The following is a 21,369-nucleotide window of genomic DNA, read 5'->3' as shown; positions in this document are numbered from 1 at the left end:
CCTGCCTTGTTGCGCTTGGGTGCCGCGTCCATACAGCGCCTTATGTGGGGCGTCACCCTATCCGCACAAGATCAGAAGGTATAGCCGACGCCGACTGCGCCGATCCATTGATTCCTGGAACCCGCGATGCTGACGATGGGTGAGTCCGCATAGGCACCCAGCATCCGCGAATAGCCGCCCAGCGCGAACAGCGCCCAGCCTTTACGAATATCGCCCGACAATGACAGGCCGCCGGTCAGGTTGACGCCGACCTTCTTGAAACCCGAGCCATCGCCCGCGCGCGAATATTCCGGCAGACCGGACGCCAGCGCCCCGGCGGCATCGACATCATAATAATAGCGGCCATATTTCTTGCCCACATAATCGGCCGACACGCCCAGACCCACGAAACTGCGCGTGGACAGCGGGGTGAAATATTCGATCGCTGGCGTCACGATGAAGCTTTCATGTGCGCCCGCGACATCCTTCGTCACAGCAACGCGGACGGACAGATTGTCGTAGGCGCTGGTGAGAACGCCGGTCTTGCCGATGCCGACAAAGCCGCCAAGCTCCACCGCCTTATCGCGTTCGCCAAGCGCGCGCACTGCGGCATCCTTGATATTCTTGCGGCTCGACCGATCGAAACGGACGCCCGCCACTGGCCCCAATTGCAGGTCGATATCCTGCCCCCGATTGGGAATGACATCGAAATACAGGCTCGGCCCGCGGGTCCAGAAGGCAAAATCGCTCACCTTGCCGCGCAGCTGCGGGACGGGGATCACCCGATAGTCGTCCGACCCTTCATAGCTGGGAATGACGGCGGCGCCGATCCCGACGGTCAGCACGTTGCTGTCGTTCGTTTGGGCAAAAGCGGTGTCGGCGGCACCCAGCGCAATAAAGGCAAGGCCCGCGAACAATATCTGTCGATGGTTCATAAATCCCCTGTTCCATCTAAATGGTCAGCGTTTAGAATGTTTCGCTGCCATTACAGTTCCGGATGGATGCAATCAGAGGAAATATTTGACCTTTATGTCCTGACGCATCGCCGACCCGGTCACGGTAAATTGCGCAGATCGGAAACTGGGCGCGCCGAACCGGATGGCCGGGTTTCGGGAAAAGCCCACGCCCTCGCGCGGGATACCGGCGAACGTGTCGAGCTTCCCATTGCCATTTTCATCATGGATGATCGCGACGCCATAGGTTCCGGGCGCCAGATCGCCCAGCGGGATCGCCGCCGATGTGGCGGCGACGACCAGATGGCGCTTGTCGGGATCATGGCTGCAATCGGGAAAATAGGCGGGCGAGCGCGCGACGCAGACCAGCAGATTTCCCTTGTGCGATCGCAGGCCTTCAACCTCGATGCTGATCGGCTGCGGCTGGCCCACCGGCGCGGCGCCGGGCAGAATCAACATGGCCCCGGCCGCGAGCAGCAATTTTTCCTTCATCCGTGCATCTTCCTAAAATCGCCCAGTCCCCGGTCGGTCCCGCACAGCCGGTCCCAGACACGAAAATAAAGCCCGTAATTGCAATTATATTGTTCATGATGCCGTTGATGATGGCTGGCAGTGATCAGCCAGCGGCCCGCCGGTCCCTGCACCATCCAGCGCGGAAACATCTCCCACCCCATATGGTTCGACACGCCCATCACCGTCATGATCGCCAGCACACAGCCCAGCGCCGCAACATGAATGGGGATCAGGAACACCAGCGCCGGAATGACGATGGCGCCGCTCAACGCTTCCCATGGATGAAAGCTCATCGCCGCCCAGGCCGTTGGCGGGCGGCTCGCATGATGCACGGCATGGGCGGCGCGGAACAGGCGCGGCCGGTGCATCCAGCGATGCGTCCAGTAAAACCAACTGTCATGCGCCGCGAGGTATAGCAGCACGGATATAGGCAGATACCAGAGCGGATAGGCCGCGACGTCGGTATAGATACGCGTCCAGCCCTGCGCCTGCCATCCCCAGGCGACCACGCCCGCCGGAATGCCGTAAATCAGCGCCGATGCCAGCGACCACGCAATCTCCCGCCGAATCTGCGGGTCCAGCCCGGCATAGAGTCCCGGCTGCCGGACACGCGTCGCCAGCGCAAAGCCGCCGCTGGTGACCAAATAGCGCACCGCCACGATCGCGCTCATGGCAAGAGCGGAAAGAAGGATCGCGGCCAGCATGGGATCGACTATAGGCAGCAGCGCCCGGCCCGTCACCCCATCAGGTCCGGGGCCGCGCCTGACGATAACTGCCCAGCATGCGCACCCATTTGCTGTGGAATTCCAGTTCGGCGAGCGCGCGATCGACGGCAGGGTCGCCCGGCATCCCCTCAATGTCGCAGAAAAACTCCGTCGCGGCGAAACTCGCACCGCGCTGGTAGCTTTCCAACTTCGTCATGTTGACGCCGTTCGTGGCGAAGCCGCCCATCGCCTTGTACAGCGCGGCGGGGACATTCTTCACCTCGAACAGGAATGTCGTCATGACCGGCCCATCATCGGGCTCCGGCATGGTCGGCTCGCGCGACAGTATAAGGAAGCGCGTCATATTGTCGTCGCTATCCTCGATATTCTCCGCCACCATCTTCAGCCCATAAAGCTCGGCCGCCAGATAGGGCGCCACCGCGCCCTCCCCCGGCTTACGCGATTCCGCCACCAGCGCCGCCGCGCCCGCCGTGTCGGCATAGGTGACCGGCTGGATACCCCGCTCGCGCAGATAATGGCGGCATTGGCCCAATGCCTGCGGATGGCTGATCGCGCTTTTGACCGGGCTGTCGTCGATGGCCATCAGGCAGTGGCGGATGCGCAGGAAATATTCGTCAACGATGTGCAGCCCCGATTCGGGCAGCAGGAAATGCATGTCGGCAACGCGGCCATGCAGGCTGTTTTCGATCGGAATGATCGCCCGCGCCGCCAAGCCATTGCGCACCGCGTCGATCGCATCTTCAAAGGCGAAGCAGGGCAGCGGCACCCAATCCGGCGCATATCCCAGCGCGGCAAGGTGCGAATTGGCGCCCGGCGCGCCCTGATAGGCGATGGCGCGCGACGGGTCCGCTGCGGCCTTTTCGGCGAGTTCCGCGACCAGCGCGCGGGCGGGGGCAGGATAGTTTTCCATGGATGAAGCGCGCTTAGGCACTCCTCCACGCGCGCGCAAGCGTGTCGGAATCCCCGACTGACACCGGCGAAGGCGTTACAGCTTCCAACCATGCTTGCACGTTCGCTCTTGCGTCATTATGGCAGCGCGCTAGAGGGGGCGCGGAAACCAAGCCGCCAGAACAGAAATTCAAGGGAATCCAAGCGAAATGAGTGATCGTTTCAACACCATTGCAGGCTGGGCGTTGTTTGCGGGGATCATTGCGCTGGGTGGCGGCATCGTCAGCTCCAAATATTTCCATGACGAACGGCCCGAAAAGATGGGCTACGCGATCGAAGGCGTGGAGGCCGAGGGCGAAGGCGGCGCAGCTGCCGGTCCGGGCCTGAACACGCTTCTCGCCAGCGCGGATGTCGCCGCCGGTGAAAAGGTCTTCGCCAAGTGCGCAGCCTGCCACACCGTCAACCAGGGCGGCGCCAACGGCATCGGCCCCAACCTTTATGCTACCGTTGGCGAAGGCATCGGACAGGGCAAGGGCGGCTTCGCCTTCTCCGACGCGCTCAAAAAGAAGGGCGGCAACTGGACCTTCGAGAATCTGGATCACTGGCTGACCAGCCCGCGTGAATTCGCGCCCGGCACCAAGATGACCTTCGCGGGCCTCGGCAACCCGGCCGACCGCGCCAACCTGATCGCATGGCTCAACACGCAGGGCTCCAACCTGCCCCTGCCCGCCGCCGATGCCGCACCCGCAGAAGCGAGCGCAACGCCCGGCGAAGCCGCCGCCAATGCGACGAACGCTGCCGAAAGCGTCGAGGGCAAGGCCCCGGCCAACGCGGCTCCGGCGACCGGACCTGCCGCTGCTGGCAAATAATAGCGGAGGGGTCGGCCCCTCCTGTTGAACCTGACGGGCGCGGCAGTGAATGCCGCGCCCGTTGCGTTTTGGGAAATGCACCCTTTTGAAACTCGGGTCGTCTCAGGGCTTTACGACTTCACCATCCTCCTTGGTGAATCTCTCGGGCTGACGGTCCAATAGAGTCAATACGACCTCTGAGGGACGACACAGCTTTGTGCCCAGGGGGGAGACCACAATAGGGCGGTTCACAAGAATGGGGTGCTCAACCATCGCCGCCAGGATTTGATCATCCGTGGCATCCGCGCCCATCAAGCCGAGTTCCGCGGCAGGCGTGCCCTTTTCTCGCAACAGATCACGCGGCGACGCGCGCATATCGGCGATCAGGCGCTCCAATAGGGAACGGGTCCAGCCGATGTCGCGATATTCAATGACCTCGGGACGATAGCCCGCAGCCTGGATCATCGCGAGCGCGTTACGCGACGTGCCGCAATCGGGATTGTGATATATCCTAATGGGAAAGGTATCAGGCACGATACGGGTCCTCCTGTAAAAGCCAGCCAAACACCATCAGCGCGACTATGGCGCCTGCACTTTGGCCGCCGATGAACAAGGGGATCGATGATGGCGCAATCCCCGCAAAGCTGTTCGTCAGGCCGCGAGCCACGGTCACGGCGGGATTGGCGAAGGATGTGGACGCCGTGAACCAGTAAGCGGCCGTGATGTAGAGCCCCACCGCCGTCGGCGTGAACTCGGGTCGGGACCGCTGTGTCGTCAATATCGTCCCGATCAGGCCGAAGGTGGCGACGGCTTCCGCAAAACCCTGCCCCCAGCCGTCACGCAATTTGGTCGAGATTTGCCAAACCGGCTCGGCGAACATCGTGTGCGCTGTCCATACGCCAACAACGGCGCCGCAAATCTGTGCGACCACATATTGCACAGCCTTTTGGGGGGTGACTTCACCCCGCAGCAGGAAAACAAGCGTTACCGCCGGATTGAAATGTGCGCCTGACAGCGGCGCGAACATATGGATCAGGACGACGAGGCCCGCCCCGGTCGCCACCGTGTTCGCCAACAATGCAATCGCATCGTTACCGGCGGCAAGCCGCTGTCCCATGATCCCCGACCCCACGACGACGGCCAGCAGCATGGCCGTGCCCAAGGCTTCAGCGGCAATGTTGCGGATGACTGTCATTGAGGCGAACAGCAATTTGCGGTGTCCACCATGGCGACCAAAGGCGCGCAGATTTCCGGACGTCCTGCGCAGCAGTCGGAAACGAGGAACTTCAGAAGATCACCCATCCCCTCATAATCGGCGGAGTAAATAACCGATCGCCCCTCGCGTCGGGACTGGATCAGGCCAGCGTGCCCTAAGATGGTGAGATGCGTGGAGAGCGTGCTTGGCAATGCGCCCACTTCGCGCGCTATTTCTCCGGCCGGGACACCTGAGGCCCCTGCACGAACAAGCAGGCGGAAGACGGCCAGCCTGTGATTATGCGCCAATGCCGACAGTGCTTCGACGGCGTCCGGTAACGACATCTGCTGATTTTCACCTGCCACGGATGGCGACCTTCCGATTCGACTATTCGATAAAATCCGAAATATCGAATTATCTCGCCCAAGCCAATGGGTGCGTTCGCCTATCGGAATCAAGCGTCCTTATGACCGGCCCTGGTCACAAGCCGACCCGAATCTCCTGTCGCCAGAAGGCCGTTTTAACGCTCCGCGACCAGCAGCTTGTCGATTTTGCGCCCATCCATATCGACGATCTCAAATCGCCACCCCTGATCGTCGATGAAATCACCGACCTCAGGCAAGCGCTTGAGCAGCCACAGCGCGTGGCCCGCGACCGTGGCATAATCCCGGTCCTCGGGCAGGTCGATACCGATCCGATCCGCGAGCAGGTCCATCGGCATCTGGCCCGACACCAGCAAGCTGCCATCCTCCCGTTCGACGAGGTCGGGCTCATCATGCACGTCGCGATCGGACGCGAAATGCCCCGCGATGGCGGACAGCAGGTCGGCGGGCGTCGCGATGCCTTCGAAATGGCCATATTCGTCATGCACCATCACCATGGGCACGTCCGCACGGCGCAGCACTTCCAGCGCGTCCATCGCATCGACCTGATCGGGCACGACCTCCACACGGCGCATCAATGACTCCAGGTTCAGCCGCTCTCCCCTGAACAACGCGGTCATGATGTCGCGCGCCTGCACGACGCCGATAATATCCTCAACCGTTCCCCGCCCCACTGGCAGACGGGTATGCGGCGTTTCGAGTAGCCTCGCCCGGATGGTCTCATCATCCGCGCCGATGTCGATCCAGTCCACATCCATGCGCGGCGTCATGACTTCGCGCACCGGCCGGTCGGCCAGCCGCACGACGCCCGAAATGATCGCGCGCTCGCTTTCCTCGATCACGCCAGACCGGCTCGCCTCCGCGACGATCAGGTGCAATTCCTCGGCCGTCACATGATGTTCCGACTCCCGCGTCATGCGCAGCAGGCGGAAAATGAGCGCGCTCGACCCGTCCAGCACCCACACGATCGGCGCGGTAATCTTGGCGAGCCAGAGCATCGGCGTCGCCATGAGGACCGCAATGGGTTCAGGCGAGCGCAGGGCGAACTGCTTGGGCACCAGTTCCCCGATGATCAGCGAGGCATAGGTGGTAAGGCCGATGACCAGCGCAAAACCCAGACTCTCGGCGCTGTTGGGCGACAATCCGAATTGCTGGAGCCGCTCGCCGACGGGTCCGCCAAGGCTCGCGCCGGAATAGGCGCCCGCGATGATGCCGATCAGGGTGATGCCGATCTGGACCGTGGAAAGGAACTTGCCGGGATCGCTCGCCAGCATCAGCGCCGTGTGCGCGCCCCGCCGCCCCGCCTTCTCCATCGCCTGCAACCGGGGACGGCGCGCCGACACGATCGCCAGTTCCGACATGGCAAAAACGCCATTCAAAGCGACCAGCGCCAGAATGATGACGAGGTCTGCCCAGGGAAAGGGCGTCGGAGCGTGCGGGGGGATCGTGGCCATGGTGGTCAACTACGCCCTATAACCCTGTTCCTTACAGTTTCACAACCGTCCCCTCACCTGCGGTTCAGTTCGCCTGTGGAACAAAAGGCGGGCTTTGACGATTGGGGCCTGCATCCGCGCTTTCGGGTGCAAGACAAAAAGGGAACTGAATCTATGCGGATTTCTCATCGCATCATGGGCACGGCAGGTCTGGCCGCCATGCTCGCCACCGCCGCCTGCACGACCGACCCCAACACCGGGCAGCGTCAGATTTCTAAGGCTGCGATCGGCGGCATCGGTGGCGCGCTGGGCGGTTATCTGCTCGGCGATCTCGTCGGCGGCAAGCGGGACCGCACGGAAAAGATCCTGGGCGCGGGCATCGGCGCGGTCGCGGGTGCCGGAATCGGCGCCTATATGGATGCGCAGGAACGCAAGCTGCGCGAGGAAACCGCTGGCAGCGGCGTGGACGTGATCCGCGATGGCGACAATCTGGTGCTGCGCATGCCGTCGGGCATCACCTTCACCACCGACAGCGCAGCCGTTCAGCCGCAATTCCGCCCGACGCTGGACGAAGTGTCGTCCGTGCTCGCGCAATATCCCAAAACCTATATCGACATTTACGGCCACACCGACAGCGACGGTGCGGACGCCTATAACCAGACCCTGTCAGAACGCCGCGCCCAGTCGGTCGCCGACTATCTGACCACCCACGGCGTCCAGTCGGCTCGCATCGCAACGCGCGGCTTCGGCGAAACCCAGCCCATCGCCTCCAACGCCACGGTCGAGGGCAAGGCCAGCAACCGCCGCGTCGAAATCAAGATCGCGCCGGTCACGGAAAGCGACGTCCGGGCTTAAGCCTGCCGCCACTTCGAACGGAGCCGGGACGCGCCACAAGCGCTCCCGGCTTCTTTTTTAGCGGGCATTCGGGCGTCTTGTCGGGACGATCCTAAAGCATGATCATATGTGAGTGATCGTCACCCCGGACTTGATCCGGGGTCCCGCTTCTTGTCTGACGCTGCCGAGGCACGGGACCCTGGGTCGAGCCCGGGGCGACGAAAAGGAGCCTAAATGCGGATGCTTCCGCGTACGACTATCACGCTCTAAAAACTCGCCTTCAGCCCATCGATCACGAATTGCGCAGCCAGCGCCGCCAGCAGCACCCCCAGCAAGCGGGTAATCACCGCCTCGATCTTGCTGCCCAGCCGCGCCATGATCGGCCCCGCCGCCAGCAACGCCCCCAGCATCAGCACCAGCGTAACCAGCACCGCGCCCATGACGACCAGCCGCTCGGATATGCCATCAGCCCGCGACATCAGCAGCATCACAGTGGCGATCGATCCCGGTCCCGCGATCATCGGCATCGCCATCGGGAAAACCGACACATCCTCGACCTCAGGCGTCTCGGCGATCTTGTGCGCGCGGTCCTCGCGCCTTTGGGTGCGCTTTTCGAACACCATGTCCATGGCGATGATGAACAGCATGATCCCGCCCGCGATCCGGAAACTGTCGAGCGCGATGCCCAACACCCCCAGCAGCTGCTTCCCCCACAGCGCAAAGATAAACAGGATCACCGCCGCGATGCCAACGGCGCGGATCGCCATCGCCCGCCGCTGCGCATGGCTCGCCCCGGTCGTCAGGCTGGCATAGATGGGCGCGCAGCCGGGCGGATCGATGACCACGAACAGCGTGACGAAGGCGGAGATGAACAGCTCGATCATGCCCCCGGCGCCGCCACCCTGTCGTCTATCACCATGTCATAGCTCGTCCCGTTCCAGACGCGCACAGTGACATGACGCCCGCCATCGGGCGCAACCTCCGCATTCCACAAAAGGCTTTCATCGGCAGGTGGCACCGTTGCTTTCGCCTTGGCGCCCACCATCTCAGGCGTTTTGCCCCGCTTGCAGGTGGCGACCTTCCCCATCAGAAACTCCGGCGCCGGACGCGGCGCGGCAAGCGTATCGCCATGATCCAGCACCCATTCCCACGCGCCCCGCTTGTCCCGCCGCCAGATCGTCGTGAAATAGCCGACCGTTCCATCCGGCCGCTGCCAATTGCCTGTGCTCGCCGCCAGATTGCCGTCGCACGACACATATATGGTGGACGGCGTCCAGCTCACCGGCTTTGGCGGATCGGCGCGGCCCTTCAACCATTGCTTCGCCAGCACCCGCTGCGGCACGAACATCACCGCATCCTCGGCGGCAGTCTCGCGAAAGGCGGTCCATTGCCCCTTGTCCCGCGCCAGACGGTTGAAGGCGATTTCGGCGGCAAAGACGGAACTGGGATCGGGCTGATGCCGCATCGGGGGCCGCGCCGCGACCAGCCCGATAAGGCAAGCCGCGATCAGGACGGCCCGCTTTGCTTTCACAGCCCCTCCGGCTTTGCCAGCCCCGCGCGCGCATGAGCCGCCACCAGCGTATTGCGCAGCAGCACCGCAATCGTCATCGGCCCCACGCCGCCGGGCACAGGCGTGATCGCCCGCACATGGGCCAGCGCTTCCGCCGTGGCGACGTCGCCGACGATTCGGCTCTTGCCATCCTCGGTATCCGTCACGCGGTTGATGCCCACGTCGATGACGGTGGCGCCCGGCTTGATCCATTCGCCCTTCACCATCTCGGCGCGGCCCACGGCGGCCACTACGATGTCGGCGCGATGCACGACCGAAGCCAGGTCCCGCGTGTGGCTATGCGCGATCGTGACTGTGCAATTCTCGGCCAGCAGCAATTGCGCCATCGGCTTGCCCACGATGTTGGAGCGGCCCACGACCACCGCCTCCATGCCTGACAGGTCGCCCAACTCATCCTTCAGCAGCATGATGCAGCCCAGTGGCGTACAGGGCACCAGCGCCTCCTGCCCCGTCGCCAGCCGTCCGGAATTGACGACATGGAACCCGTCCACATCCTTGGCCGGGTCGATCGTGCCGATCACCGCCGCCTCGTCAATATGGCCGGGCAACGGCAACTGGACGAGAATGCCGTCCACCCGGTCATCGGCGTTCAATTCCTCGACCAGTTCGAGCAACGCATCCTCGCCGATGCTGGCGGGCAGCTTGAACTCCAGGCTTTCCATGCCCGCCTCGACCGTCATCTTGCCCTTGTTGCGGACATAGACGGAACTGGCCGGGTCCTCGCCCACCAGCACGACGGCGAGGCCCGGCTTGCGCCCCGTACGTTCGATAAAGGCGGCGACGCCCTCCGCCACTTTCGCGCGCAGCGTGGCGGCGAAGGCTTTTCCGTCGATGATCTTGCCGATGGTCATGCTGCCTCAACCCGTTCCTTGATGATGGCGGACAGGCGCGCCAGCGCGTCGACACCGCCCTTGATACGAAGCCGCTTTAGCCGGTTGCTGTCACCCGATTCCAGTGAAATCGCGCTACGTGGCCAGTCTAGCCCCTTGGCGAGCAGCGCAATGAGCGCCGTGTTCGCCCTGCCCTTTTCCGCGACGGCGCGGACGCGCGCGCCAAGCCATTGCGCGCCCTTCTCGTCCGTCCAGCACCCGCCAATATCTTCACGCGCCGCGCCCGGCGTCAACCGGACAGAGAGCAGCAGGTCGTTTCCGTCCTGTCGCCAGACGCTCACACCTGCCCGAAGAGCGGCGGCAATATCGCCTGACGGATGATCAGGATGGCGAGCAGCACGACCATGGGCGACAGGTCGAGCGCGCCAAGGTCAGGCATCACCCGTCGGATCGGATTGTAGATCGGCGCCGTCATCCGGTCGAGCGCAACGATGATCGTGCGCACGATGTCACTGGACGTGTTGATGACATTGAAGGCGATCAACCAGCTCATGATCGCCTGGATGATAATGATCCACCACAGCACATCGAGCAGGATGACAATGATCTGATAGAGCGCGTAGGCCATGCGGTCTCCAAATTGACTGCCGCTGCTCTAGCCGAGCGGGGGAGGCCGCGACAAGGGTTCCCTTGTTCTTCTGCCTACTTGGCGTCATCCCAGCGAACGCTGGGATCTCAGGAGAGGAAGCGCGACGCCGCCCGAGATCCCAGCTTTCGCTGGGATGACGGTGCGAGAATCCCTCACCGCCGCACTAAAGTACCCGCACCGCGCTTCGTGAAAATCTCCAGTAGCATCGCATGCGGCACCCGTCCGTCTAGAATGACGGCAGCGTCCACGCCGCCCTCGACCGCCTTCACGCAGGTTTCCAGCTTCGGAATCATGCCGCCGCTGATCGTGCCATCCTCTTGCAGCACCTTGATCGCCGCCGGGTCGAGGTCAGTCAGCAACTGCCCCTGCTTGTCCAGCACGCCCGCGACATCGGTCAGCAGGAAGAAGCGCGAAGCTTGAAGCTCCGCCGCGATCGCGCCCGCCATGGTGTCGGCATTCACATTATAAGTGTGTCCGTCAGCACCAATGCCCACCGGCGCGATGACCGGGATGATGCCGCTCTGCGTCAGCGTGTCGAGGATCGACCGATCGACCTTCACCGGATCGCCGACAAAGCCGAGGTCGACATTGCGCTCAATCCCCGAATTGGGATCGGGCGCCCGCGTATCGCCGACCTTCTCGCACAGGACGAGCCCGCCATCCTTGCCGGAAATGCCCACAGCCTTCCCGCCCGCGCCGGAAATCCAGCCGACGATTTCCTTGTTGATGGAGCCCGCCAGCACCATTTCGGCAATCTGCGCCGTTTCCCTGTCGGTGACGCGCAGGCCGTTCACGAAGTGCGATTCGACGCCCAGCTTCTTGAGCATCGCGCCGATCTGCGGCCCGCCGCCATGCACGACGACGACATTGATGCCGACCGCCTTCATCAGGACGACATCCTCGGCAAAGTCGCGCGCGGCTTCCGGATCGCCCATCGCATGGCCGCCATATTTCACGACGAACGTCTGCCCCGCATATCGCTGCATATAGGGCAGCGCCTCCACGAGCGTTTCGGCCTTGGCGAGGAGAGCGGGGTCGGGGGCGTGCTTGCTGTTCATGGGCGCGCGCAATAGGGCCTTATAGATGCGGGGGCAAGTTGGGCAATTTCCCCTCTCCCCTTCAGGGGAGAGGGTGCCGAGCGTAGCGAAGGCGGGAGAGGGGCCTGTTAGACCTTGGCGTTGCTCCCCTCTCCCCAGCCCTCTCCCCCTAAAGGGGAGAGGGAGAGAGTCCCCCCTTCACACACCCACTCACCAGGCCATCCGGTACTTGACCCCCATGGCCTGCGCCAGATGCCGCTGCCGCCGCTCGACCGCCTCGCCGAACAGGTCCATGTCCACGCCTTTCAACCGCAATTCCAGCGTGTCGCCCACCATCTCCAGTTTCGACGCCAGCAAAGGCCCCTCGACCCCGCCCGACAGCCGTTGGCCAAGACGGATCGCCAGCCCCCACAAGGTCGCCCGCTTGAGCGCTGCGGCAGAAGCCAGTTCCCCAATGCCTGGGACAGGGGCAGCAGCTCCACCAAAATTGCTGTGCAGCGCCTGCGCCAGCATCGCCCGCTCGGGCGCGGTAATGCCCACCCAATTGCTGTGCAGGGCAATCTCCACCCCACGTTCCGCCCGGAAATCCGGATTGGCGCGCCAGCCGACATCGGCGAGCAGGCAAGCGGCCCGACGGATGCGCCGCCAGGACGGCTCATCGTCGCGGAACAGCGGCCCGATCCAGCGGTCGATCATGTCGCCATGGCCCGCGAAGCGCCCCTGCGCCTCGCCCTCCGCCTCCGCCGCGACCAGCAACGGATCATGCGTGCGGATGTCGGCGGGCAAATCCTCGAACAGCAGCCCTTCGCGCAGGCCATAGGCCGACACGACCAGTTCACTCGACTTCAACTGCCGGACGACGACCGACAGCAGCGCCGCCGCATCGGGCAAAGTCGGCACGCGCGACCCCGTGATCGACGGAATATCCTTCAACCGCGCCCGGCCCACATGCGACACGATCCGCGTCAGTTGCTCCGCGCGGGCGGCGGGCATCGCATATTGATGCACCACCGGCAGCGGAAAGTTGGTCAGCTGCATGTCGAACCGGGCCAGAGCGCGCCACGACCCGCCCACCAGATAGAAGGGCAGGTCAGGTCCGGCATTCCAGCCCGCCTTCGCCAGCATCTTCTTCACCTGCCGTTCCAGAACGGCCGGCCCCTTCGCCCGGATCTGCGGCAGGCGCAGCACGCCCAGCGGCAGCGATATCGTCTCATGCACCGCGCCGTCGCGTACCCGCGCCAGTTCCAGACTGCCGCCGCCCAGATCGCCAACAATGCCGTCCGCGCCGGGGATGCCCGACAGAACGCCATAGGCCGCCGCAACCGCCTCCTGCCTCCCGGACAGCAACTCGACTTCGAGGCCCATGTCCTTGGCGCGCAGGATGAACTCTTCGCCATTGGCGGCATCACGCACGGCGGCGGTGGCGACGCAGCGCACGTCCCGCACCTCCATCTCGCGGCACAGATGGGCAAAGCGCCCTACCGCCCGCAATCCGCGCTCCATGGCTTCCGGCTCGATCCGTCCCGTCCGCCCAAGCGACGCGCCCAGCCCCGCCATTACCTTTTCATTGAACAGGATGAAGGGGATGCGCCGTGGCCCGTCATAGACGACTAAGCGCACGCTGTTGGACCCGATGTCGATGATGGCCGTGCGCGCCTTGGCATGGGCAGGTGAGGTCACCATCGTTTCAGCGATGGCGCGCACCTGGCTCAGCATCGAATTCATGACCGTTCAGGCCCGTCCGCGCAGGCGCAATGTCGGCACCGCCCCACTATCCAGCGACGCACCCCGGCCTGACAAAGACGGGTTGGTCATGAAATAGCGGTGCAGGTTGAACGGGCGATCCGTCGAATCGACGCGGGCATAATGGCCGTCGCTGTCCAGCTCCCAACTCTGTTCGGTGTCGATCAGGTTGGCGACCATCACCTGGTCCAGAATCTGGTCGTGAACGGTCGGGTTCTCCACAGGAGCCAGAAATTCGACACGGCGGTCAAAGTTCCTCGGCATCCAGTCAGCCGAGCTGATGAACACCTTCGCGCCATTATTGGGCAGCGCCTTGCCATTACCGAAAGCGGTGATGCGGCTATGTTCCAGAAAGCGGCCGACGACCGACTTCACCCGGATATTTTCCGACATCCCCGGCACGCCCGGCCGCAGACAGCAGATGCCGCGCACGATCAGGTCGATCTGCACTCCCGCATTGCTGGCGGCATACAGCTTCTCGATGATCGCCGGATCGACCAGCGAATTCATCTTGGCCCAGATATCGCCGGGGCGGCCAGCGCGGACATGCTCGATCTCCGCATCGATAAGCTGACAGAGCCGATCGCGCAGGTCGCGAGGGCTCATCACCAGCTTTTCAAGGCTCTGCGGTTCGACATAGCCGGTGATATAGTTGAACAGCGCTGCGGCATCGCGGCCATAAGCGGGATCGGCGGTGAAGAAGCTCAAATCGGTGTAGATGCGCGCGGTGACGGGGTGATAATTGCCCGTGCCGAAATGGCAGTAGGTGCGGAACGCCTCCCCTTCGCGCCGGACCACCATCGACACCTTGGCGTGCGTCTTCCAGTCGATGAAGCCATAGACCACCTGCACGCCAGCGCGTTCCAGCGCATCGGCCCACATCAGGTTCTGTTCCTCGTCGAACCGCGCCTTCAGCTCGACAACGGCCGTCACCGACTTGCCCGCCTCCGCCGCGTCGATCAGCGCGCGGATGATCGCCGACTGCTTGCCCGCGCGATACAGCGTCTGCTTGATCGCGACGCAGTCCGGGTCGGACGCCGCTTGTTTCAGGAACGAAACGACGACGTCGAACGCTTCGTAGGGGTGATGGACGACAATATCTTTCGCCCGGATCGCCGCAAAGCAATCCCCGCCATATTCGCGAATGCGCTCGGGGAAGCGCGGCGCATAGGGTTCGAACTTCAGGTCCGGCCGGTCTTCCTCGACAATGCCGCTCAAGTCGCCAATGCCGACAAAGCCCTCGACCTCGGCAATGATCGCCTCATGCCCCTGAAGCATGTCCTGCAACATTTCCTCGACTGGCTCGGGAATGCGCTCCTCAATCTCCATGCGGATCACGCGGCCCCTGCGGCGGCGCTTGATGGCGCTGCGGAAATAGCGGACCAGATCCTCCGCCTCTTCCTCAATCTCGATATCGCTGTCGCGGATGATGCGGAACACGCCGCTGTTGCGCACTCGATAGCCGGGGAAGAGATCGCCCGAAAAGCGGCGGATCACCGCTTCCAAAGCCATGTAGCGCGCAGGCGTACCCGGCATGCGGACAAAGCGGGCGAGCGAGGACGGGATCATCACCAGCTCGCGGATCGGCTGCTTGTCCGACAGCCTTTCCAGATCGAAAACGATCGACAACCCCTGATTGGGAATGAAGGGGAAAGGATGCGCCGGGTCCAGCGCCTGCGGCGTCAGGATCGGAAAAACCTGGCTCAGGAAATGCTCGCGCAGCCATGTCTCGCTGCCCGCATCGATCTCGCTCGCAGGCCCCATGACCTCGATCCCGACCCGCGCCAGTTCTCCATGCAGCGCGCCCCAGACCTTCTGCTGCGCCGTCATCAGCCGCGCGGTTTCGTCGGTGATCGCAGCAAGTTGCTGCGCCGGGGTCAGCCCATCGGCCGACCGCATGTCGACATCCTGCAACTGCTGGCCTTTGAGGCCCGCCACGCGCACGCTGAAGAACTCATCCAGGTTCGCGCCGGAAATCGACAGGAAACGCAGCCGCTCCAGCAGCGGATGCGCGCGGTTCATCGCCTCTTCCAGCACGCGCTGGTTGAACGCCAGCCAGGACAGCTCCCGGTTGAAATAGCGGTCGGTAGGCAGTGTCAGGCTGGCGGACGGATCAGCTTCGGCCACGTCTCTCTCACTATGATGAGGGGTGCGGATCGTCCGCCACTATAGGCAAGAAACCCGCCGCTTGCAGGCTCTCTTTGGCCATAGCGACAGAAATCTTACGTCCCGATGACAATGCCGCCTCGTTAAGCAGGCGAACAGCCTCGGCAATCGCGGCATAGCTGCGCTCGATCCGGCGCAGCAGCCACTCCGGTAAATCCTGCGCATAACGCGAACCGGCGCGGCCAAGCGCCCGTTCGACAAGCGCCCGGGCCAGCGGCTCGTCCGGCTGTTCGATCGCGACATGCGGCGCGGCGGCAAGGCGCGACCGGAGGTCCGGCAGAGCCACGTCCCACAACGTCGGCGCGCTGTCCCCGATCAGCAATAGCGGCTTGGCGCTCGTCTGCGCATCATTCCAGGCGTTGAACAGCAGCCGGTCGTCCTGCCCCTGCGCATCGTCGATCACCGTGCCGCCGCTCATCGCGGCGAAACGGCGGCCCAGCATCGATCGCCCCGACCGGGCCGGGCCACTCAACACGCTGATCGCCAAAGGCCATTCGCGCCAATTTTCCAGATGGCGGACGGCGACATGATTGGCGTCGCTGACCAGGAAATCATCGTCCGTCCCCTGCCCTGGCCATTCGAACGGCAGGCTGATCTGGCTCATTGCGGCGCCGATGTACCCGCTCCCGCAGGGGCCGCGCCGCCACGGCGAATGCGCAACGCATTGCCCGAACCCGATACGGTGAAGCCCCGCGCCTGAAGCCCGGCACGCAGCGCATCAACACTGCCGTCGAAGCTGACCTGCATCACCGAAGTTCCACCTAGCGCCAAGCTGCTGGTAGCCGCCGACCTGACACCCACGATAGACCGCACCGCCGCCTCGCCCTGCGCCACCGATCCTACATCGGGCGTGTCGAACTGGATCGAAACGCTGCTGGTCGTCGCCGACGGCACCAGCGTTTCGGTCGTCTCCAATGACTGTTCGGCCCCATTCTCGATCGCGAGCGCGTCCGGATCAACCGGCTCCTCGATGATCAACGAGGGGTCGGGCCGCAAACGGCCGTCATTGAGCGCAGCGGTATACAGCTGATCGATTCGCCGCGCCGCTTCATCCATCATCTGCGGGATCGCGCTTTCGGCCGACGCGCGCAGGGAAAAGCTGCCGATCAACGTATCGTCCGGCCCATAGCGCGCCGTAAAGGTGCCCGTTACCGGGCCACCCGGATATTCCCGCTGAAGCCGCGCGATCGGCACCACCACATCGGCCGCGCCATATTGATCCAGCAACACGCGCCACCACAGCCGCCCGCGCCGCCCCACCTGACCAGCATTCAGCAGGATCGGGTCAGCGATCGATCCGCTCACCCGCACATAATCGATCGCGCTGTCCCCGGTCCGGAACCGCGCCCAGGCCTTCTGCCACTCATTGATCCGCTCATAGGACACGGCCGAGCCGCCATCCCACATCACCGGAATGACCAGCAGCGGCGGCGAGCGCATGACATGGCCGGATACGCCCAGCACCTGCCCCGTCCGCGCGCGGTCGAACAATATGCCCAGCGTCGCGATGTAGCGGGTCGGCCCGACCTGCTCATATTCGATCTCCACGCCGGAGATCATCGCCTCAAGCTGCGAATCGGAAAGGGTCGGCACCCCGGCCGCGCCATGGGTACGCGTCCACAGCATCCGCCAACCCTGCCGCTGCGCCAGCCGCCAGCCCGCTAGGCGCGCGCTATTGGCATCCTTCCCCAGCACATCGACCTTGATGCCGCTGACCTGATAATCGCCCCCGCTCGCGATCGGCGGCACGCCGCGTTCGCCCTCCATCTGCGCGAACAGGGCGGCAGCAGCGAGGCCCAGCATGATCGCGCCCAGAATCTGGACGGGCCGCGACAAGCGGCGGATCAGCGATGAAGGCCGGAAAATCTGGCTTTGGAAGGCAGTGGACAGGCTCACGCGCGCCCTTTTGGCGAGATTTCCCCCATCTGCCAAGCGGCAACCCATTTGCCGTTCCGTTTTCCGCATCATTGCTATAGTGGGCGCGGGCATGAGCGACACCGAATCCTACAGCTACGCCAAGGCTGGCGTCGATATCGCAGCGGGCAATGCACTGGTCCGCGCCATCGCCCCCTTGGCCAAGGCAACCCGCCGCCCCGGCGCTGATGCTGAACTCGGCGGCTTTGGCGGTTTCTTCGATCTGAAGGCCGCTGGCTATGACGACCCGCTGCTCGTCGCGGCCAATGACGGCGTCGGCACAAAGCTGAAACTCGCGATCGACCATGACCGCCATGACGGTGTCGGCATCGACCTTGTCGCCATGTGCGCCAACGACCTCATCGTGCAGGGCGCCGAGCCGCTTTTCTTCCTCGACTATTATGCCACCGGCAAGCTGGAAAGCGGCGTCGCCGAACGCGTGATCGCTGGCATCGCCGAAGGCTGCAAGCAAGCCGGTTGCGCCCTCATCGGTGGCGAAACCGCCGAAATGCCGGGCATGTACGCGGCGGGCGACTATGACCTCGCCGGATTCTGCGTCGGCGCGGTAGAGCGCAGCAAGGCGCTGACCGGCAACAAGGTGAAGGCAGGCGACGTCCTCTTGGGCCTCACCTCCTCGGGCGTCCACTCCAACGGCTTCTCGCTCGTCCGCCGCCTCGCCGCCGACAAGGGCTGGAAGCTCGACCGTCCGGCGATCTTCGACAATGAAGTGCTGCTGATCGACGCGCTGATGGCGCCGACGCGCATCTATGTGAAGCCGCTTCTGCCCTTGGTGCGCGACGGCAAGATCAACGCGCTCGCCCACATCACCGGCGGCGGCCTCCTCGAAAACATCCCCCGCGTCCTGCCCGAAGGCTGTCATGCCGTGGTCGACGCCGACGCCTGGGAACAGCCGCGCCTGATGGCATTCCTGCAAGCGCAGGGCCATATCGAGCCGGAAGAAATGGCCCGCACCTTCAACTGCGGCGTCGGCATGGTGCTCGCGGTGGACGCTGACGCAGCGGACGCCGTGACCGCAGAACTCGAAGCCGCAGGCGAAACCGTCGTCCGCGTCGGCGTGGTCGAAGCTGGCGAAAAAGGCTGCACCGTCAAGGGAAGCCAGGAGACCTGGAGCGCCAAGGCCGACTGGACCGCCACGCATCTGGGCTAAATCAAAGTGTCGAGATAAGAAAGCCGTTCGTCCTGAGCTTGTCGAAGGGCTTCACTTTTCTTCAAGAAAGAGCAGGGCTTCGACATTCGAACGAGGCAAGTGACTCGTTGAACAGCTGAACGGGGAATAGATGCAAAAGGCAAAAGTCGGCGTTCTCATTTCCGGGCGAGGGTCCAACATGGCAGCGCTGCTTTACGCCGCCAAGCACCCCTCCTGCCCCTATGAGATCGTCCTGGTCGCCGCCAACGATCCGCAAGCCGCTGGCCTGACCCTCGCGCAGGCAGAAGGCATCCCCACCTTCGCCCAAAGCCACAAGGGCATGAAACGCGCCGAGTTTGACCAGATCATCGACGCGCAGCTGCGCAAGGCTGGCGCGGAATATGTCGCGCTCGCCGGGTACATGCGCCTGCTCTCACCTGAGTTCGTCGCTGGCTGGGAAGGCCGGATGCTGAACATCCACCCCAGCCTCCTCCCCAAATATAAGGGCCTCGACACCCACCAGAAGGCGCTCGACGCGTGCGACAGCCATGCGGGCTGCTCGGTCCATGTCGTGACCAGCGAGCTGGACGACGGCCCGGTGCTGGCGCAGACGGAAGTCGCCATCCTCCCCGGCGACACCGCCGACAGCCTAGCTGCTCGTATCCTGATCGCCGAGCATCAGCTTTATTCCCGCACCCTCGCCGACTTCGTCACCCGCGAGCGCCAGCCCGAATGGCTACTCGCCAAGGTCCGCGAATGCGCCCTCGCCCTTCCCCAGGCGGATGAGGTAACGTCCCACGGCATGCCCTGCTTCGGCATCGAAAAGGGCAAAAAATTCGCTTATTTCAGCCATGATCATCATCGCGACGACATCACCGCCCTGCTCGTCAAGACCACAGCGCCCGAAGAACAGGCGATGCTGATCGACAGCGACCCCGCCCGCTATTTCCGCCCCGCCTATTTCGGCGACGGCTGGGTCGGCATCCGCCTCGACCTAGGCGACACCGACTGGGATCATATCGAAGACCGGCTGGCAAAAAGCTGGCGGGAAATCGCGCCCAGGAAGCTCATGGGCCTGATGGACGTAGCTGACGAGTTTTGAAAGTCACCTGTTCCCGCGCAGGCAGGAACAGGTGACTTTCATTTTCAGCCGTTCCACTCCACATAAGCCGCCATGACCGACAGCCCCGCCCCCGCCCCCATGCCCGCGATCGAGATCACCAACCTCACCAAAGTCTATGCGGGCGGAAAGCGCGCGCTCGACAATATCAGCCTCACCATTCCGCGCGGCCAGATTTACGGCCTGCTCGGCCCCAATGGCGCGGGCAAGTCGACGACGATCAACATCCTCGCCGGCCTCGTCAACAAGACCAGCGGCACCGCGAAAATCTGGGGCTTCGACATCGACCAGAACCCCCGCAATGCCAAGAACAGCATCGGCATCGTGCCGCAGGAGATCGTCTTCGATCCCTTCTTCACGCCATTCGAGACGCTGGAGAATCAGGCGGGCTATTATGGCGTGCCAAAGGAGCGCCGCCGCTCGATGGAACTGCTGCGCGCTGTCCATCTGGAGGACAAGGCCAACGCCTATGCCCGCACTCTGTCGGGCGGCATGAAGCGCCGTCTGCTGGTGGCAAAGGCGATGGTCCATTCGCCGCCGATCCTCGTGCTCGACGAACCGACCGCAGGCGTGGATGTCCAGCTTCGCCAGCAGCTCTGGGCCTATGTCCGCGAACTCAACGCGCAGGGCGTGACCATCGTCCTCACGACGCACTATCTCGAAGAAGCCGAAGAGCTGTGCGATCGCATTGGCATCATCAACCATGGCCGACTGATCACCGACAAGCCGACCCGTGAACTGATCGCGATGGCGCAGGAAAAGGTCGTGCAAGTGACGGTCGACCGCGACATCACCGCCGCGCCCGATGCTCCCTGTTTCGAGAAGGTCGAACTATCCGACCCGCGCACGCTGACCATCACCTATATGAAAGACCGCGCCAACGCCGGGCAGGTGCTAAGCGCCGTCCAGGCAAGCGGCCTGTCCATCGTGGATGTCGTCACGCGAGACCCGGATCTGGAGGATGTCTTCCTCAACCTAACGGCAGCGGCGTGAAGGAGGAAGGGCAACCTGCTCCCCCTCCCGCAGGCGGGAGGGGGCTGGGGGGTGGGCCAGCGCGACCTTTCAAAAACCGAAACACCACCCGCGCCAAGTCCCTCCGCAACCAAGCCTCCCCACCAGAACGCCTCCTCTGGCAACATCTCCGCAACCGTCAGCTAAACAGCCACAAATTCAGCCGCCAAATCCCAATCGGCCCCTACTTCGCCGATTTCCTCTGCCGTGAAGCCAAGCTCATCATAGAACTCGACGGCTCCACCCACGACAACAGAACCGATTATGACGCGCGCCGCGACGCCTATTGCCGCGCCCAAGGCTATTCCATTTTACGCTTCACCAATGCAGATGTGCTGACCAATCTGGAAGGCGTGATGTCCCACATAGTCACCACGCTTGCGCATTTGCCCACCCCCAGCCCCTCCCGCCTGCGGGAGGGGAGCGAGTAA

Annotated in this window: 24 protein-coding genes; 6 read left to right on the top strand and 18 right to left on the bottom strand. The window is 63.7% G+C overall.

The genetic code is table 11. From position 1 onward, the window contains the following. Positions 1–71: 71 nt before the first annotated feature. The 4 genes from ACYU81_RS09450 to ACYU81_RS09435 form a co-directional block, all read right to left on the bottom strand. On the bottom strand, positions 72–914 hold the full coding sequence (locus ACYU81_RS09450; protein WP_460987417.1) for a MipA/OmpV family protein: 843 nt from the start codon (positions 912–914) through the stop codon (positions 72–74). A 72-nt stretch (positions 915–986) separates the two neighbouring features. Further along, positions 987–1,424, bottom strand: a complete 438-nt coding sequence (locus ACYU81_RS09445; RefSeq protein WP_460987416.1) for a DUF2141 domain-containing protein — start codon at positions 1,422–1,424, stop codon at positions 987–989. After that, on the bottom strand, positions 1,421–2,149 hold the full coding sequence (locus tag ACYU81_RS09440; protein ID WP_460988158.1) for a sterol desaturase family protein: 729 nt from the start codon (positions 2,147–2,149) through the stop codon (positions 1,421–1,423). The genes ACYU81_RS09445 and ACYU81_RS09440 overlap by 4 nt, the downstream gene beginning before the upstream one ends. 40 nt (positions 2,150–2,189) lie before the next feature. Then, entirely contained in the window at positions 2,190–3,080 is an 891-nt protein-coding gene (locus ACYU81_RS09435) for a prephenate dehydratase (RefSeq protein ID WP_460987415.1), read from the bottom strand. A gap of 187 nt (positions 3,081–3,267) precedes the next feature. On the opposite strand from ACYU81_RS09435, the gene ACYU81_RS09430 reads away from it, so the two are divergent. Continuing rightward, a complete protein-coding gene (locus tag ACYU81_RS09430) occupies positions 3,268–3,927 on the top strand; it encodes a c-type cytochrome (RefSeq protein ID WP_449471072.1) in 660 nt (219 codons plus the stop codon). A gap of 102 nt (positions 3,928–4,029) precedes the next feature. Here the strand turns inward: ACYU81_RS09430 and arsC are convergent, their stop codons facing one another. The 4 genes from arsC to ACYU81_RS09410 all read right to left on the bottom strand — a co-directional run bounded on the left by arsC (position 4,030) and on the right by ACYU81_RS09410 (position 6,938). Beyond that, positions 4,030–4,440: an arsenate reductase (glutaredoxin) gene (gene arsC / locus ACYU81_RS09425; RefSeq protein WP_460987414.1), complete on the bottom strand. Its 411-nt coding sequence runs from the start codon at positions 4,438–4,440 to the stop codon at positions 4,030–4,032. Continuing rightward, complete coding sequence (locus ACYU81_RS09420) at positions 4,433–5,101, bottom strand: aquaporin (protein WP_460987413.1); 669 nt, start codon at positions 5,099–5,101, stop codon at positions 4,433–4,435. Before ACYU81_RS09420 ends, arsC begins: the two co-directional genes overlap by 8 nt. Continuing rightward, a complete protein-coding gene (locus ACYU81_RS09415; protein ID WP_449471066.1) occupies positions 5,098–5,445 on the bottom strand; it encodes an ArsR/SmtB family transcription factor in 348 nt (115 codons plus the stop codon). Before ACYU81_RS09415 ends, ACYU81_RS09420 begins: the two co-directional genes overlap by 4 nt. A 176-nt stretch (positions 5,446–5,621) precedes the next feature. After that, on the bottom strand, positions 5,622–6,938 hold the full coding sequence (locus ACYU81_RS09410) for a hemolysin family protein (RefSeq protein WP_460987412.1): 1,317 nt from the start codon (positions 6,936–6,938) through the stop codon (positions 5,622–5,624). Positions 6,939–7,091: 153 nt separating this feature from the next. Here ACYU81_RS09410 and ACYU81_RS09405 point away from each other — a divergent pair, with 153 nt between their 5' ends. Then, positions 7,092–7,772, top strand: coding sequence for an OmpA family protein (locus ACYU81_RS09405; RefSeq protein ID WP_460987411.1), 681 nt, complete (start codon positions 7,092–7,094; stop codon positions 7,770–7,772). A gap of 245 nt (positions 7,773–8,017) precedes the next feature. Here ACYU81_RS09405 and ACYU81_RS09400 read toward each other — a convergent pair whose 3' ends face one another. From ACYU81_RS09400 to ACYU81_RS09355, 10 genes are all read right to left on the bottom strand, one after another. Further along, positions 8,018–8,635, bottom strand: a complete 618-nt coding sequence (locus ACYU81_RS09400; RefSeq protein ID WP_460987410.1) for a MarC family protein — start codon at positions 8,633–8,635, stop codon at positions 8,018–8,020. Continuing rightward, entirely contained in the window at positions 8,632–9,282 is a 651-nt protein-coding gene (locus ACYU81_RS09395) for a Cif family virulence factor (protein WP_460987409.1), read from the bottom strand. The genes ACYU81_RS09400 and ACYU81_RS09395 overlap by 4 nt, the downstream gene beginning before the upstream one ends. Then, entirely contained in the window at positions 9,279–10,172 is an 894-nt protein-coding gene (folD, locus tag ACYU81_RS09390) for a bifunctional methylenetetrahydrofolate dehydrogenase/methenyltetrahydrofolate cyclohydrolase FolD (protein WP_460987408.1), read from the bottom strand. Before folD ends, ACYU81_RS09395 begins: the two co-directional genes overlap by 4 nt. Continuing rightward, the gene (locus ACYU81_RS09385; RefSeq protein ID WP_460987407.1) at positions 10,169–10,492 is read right to left on the bottom strand and encodes a DUF167 domain-containing protein; all 324 of its coding nucleotides are present in this window, start codon (positions 10,490–10,492) and stop codon (positions 10,169–10,171) included. Before ACYU81_RS09385 ends, folD begins: the two co-directional genes overlap by 4 nt. After that, positions 10,489–10,779, bottom strand: a complete 291-nt coding sequence (locus ACYU81_RS09380) for a YggT family protein (RefSeq protein ID WP_460987406.1) — start codon at positions 10,777–10,779, stop codon at positions 10,489–10,491. Before ACYU81_RS09380 ends, ACYU81_RS09385 begins: the two co-directional genes overlap by 4 nt. Positions 10,780–10,952: 173 nt before the next feature. Beyond that, on the bottom strand, positions 10,953–11,858 hold the full coding sequence (gene argB / locus ACYU81_RS09375; protein ID WP_230463238.1) for an acetylglutamate kinase: 906 nt from the start codon (positions 11,856–11,858) through the stop codon (positions 10,953–10,955). Positions 11,859–12,047: 189 nt separating this feature from the next. Beyond that, positions 12,048–13,562 carry a Ppx/GppA phosphatase family protein gene (locus ACYU81_RS09370; RefSeq protein WP_460987405.1) on the bottom strand — a complete coding sequence of 505 codons (1,515 nt, stop codon included), beginning with the start codon at positions 13,560–13,562 and terminating at the stop codon, positions 12,048–12,050. Positions 13,563–13,568: 6 nt separating this feature from the next. Continuing rightward, complete coding sequence (locus ACYU81_RS09365; protein ID WP_460987404.1) at positions 13,569–15,707, bottom strand: RNA degradosome polyphosphate kinase; 2,139 nt, start codon at positions 15,705–15,707, stop codon at positions 13,569–13,571. A gap of 10 nt (positions 15,708–15,717) precedes the next feature. Then, complete coding sequence (locus tag ACYU81_RS09360) at positions 15,718–16,350, bottom strand: P-loop NTPase family protein (protein WP_460987403.1); 633 nt, start codon at positions 16,348–16,350, stop codon at positions 15,718–15,720. After that, positions 16,347–17,549 (bottom strand): heavy-metal-associated domain-containing protein, encoded by a 1,203-nt coding sequence (locus ACYU81_RS09355; RefSeq protein ID WP_460988157.1) that lies wholly within the window; start codon positions 17,547–17,549, stop codon positions 16,347–16,349. The genes ACYU81_RS09360 and ACYU81_RS09355 overlap by 4 nt, the downstream gene beginning before the upstream one ends. A 184-nt stretch (positions 17,550–17,733) precedes the next feature. On the opposite strand from ACYU81_RS09355, the gene purM reads away from it, so the two are divergent. The 4 genes from purM to ACYU81_RS09335 all read left to right on the top strand — a co-directional run bounded on the left by purM (position 17,734) and on the right by ACYU81_RS09335 (position 21,369). Beyond that, positions 17,734–18,828, top strand: a complete 1,095-nt coding sequence (gene purM, locus ACYU81_RS09350) for a phosphoribosylformylglycinamidine cyclo-ligase (RefSeq protein ID WP_460987402.1) — start codon at positions 17,734–17,736, stop codon at positions 18,826–18,828. Positions 18,829–18,958: 130 nt separating this feature from the next. Then, positions 18,959–19,909: a phosphoribosylglycinamide formyltransferase gene (gene purN, locus ACYU81_RS09345; protein WP_460987401.1), complete on the top strand. Its 951-nt coding sequence runs from the start codon at positions 18,959–18,961 to the stop codon at positions 19,907–19,909. A gap of 72 nt (positions 19,910–19,981) precedes the next feature. Then, positions 19,982–20,920, top strand: a complete 939-nt coding sequence (locus ACYU81_RS09340; RefSeq protein WP_460987400.1) for an ABC transporter ATP-binding protein — start codon at positions 19,982–19,984, stop codon at positions 20,918–20,920. Further along, positions 20,917–21,369 carry an endonuclease domain-containing protein gene (locus ACYU81_RS09335; protein ID WP_460987399.1) on the top strand — a complete coding sequence of 151 codons (453 nt, stop codon included), beginning with the start codon at positions 20,917–20,919 and terminating at the stop codon, positions 21,367–21,369. The genes ACYU81_RS09340 and ACYU81_RS09335 overlap by 4 nt, the downstream gene beginning before the upstream one ends.

This window comes from Sphingobium sp. TomTYG75, from assembly GCF_054771635.1.
This window is presented reverse-complemented; position numbering and strand designations above follow the sequence as displayed.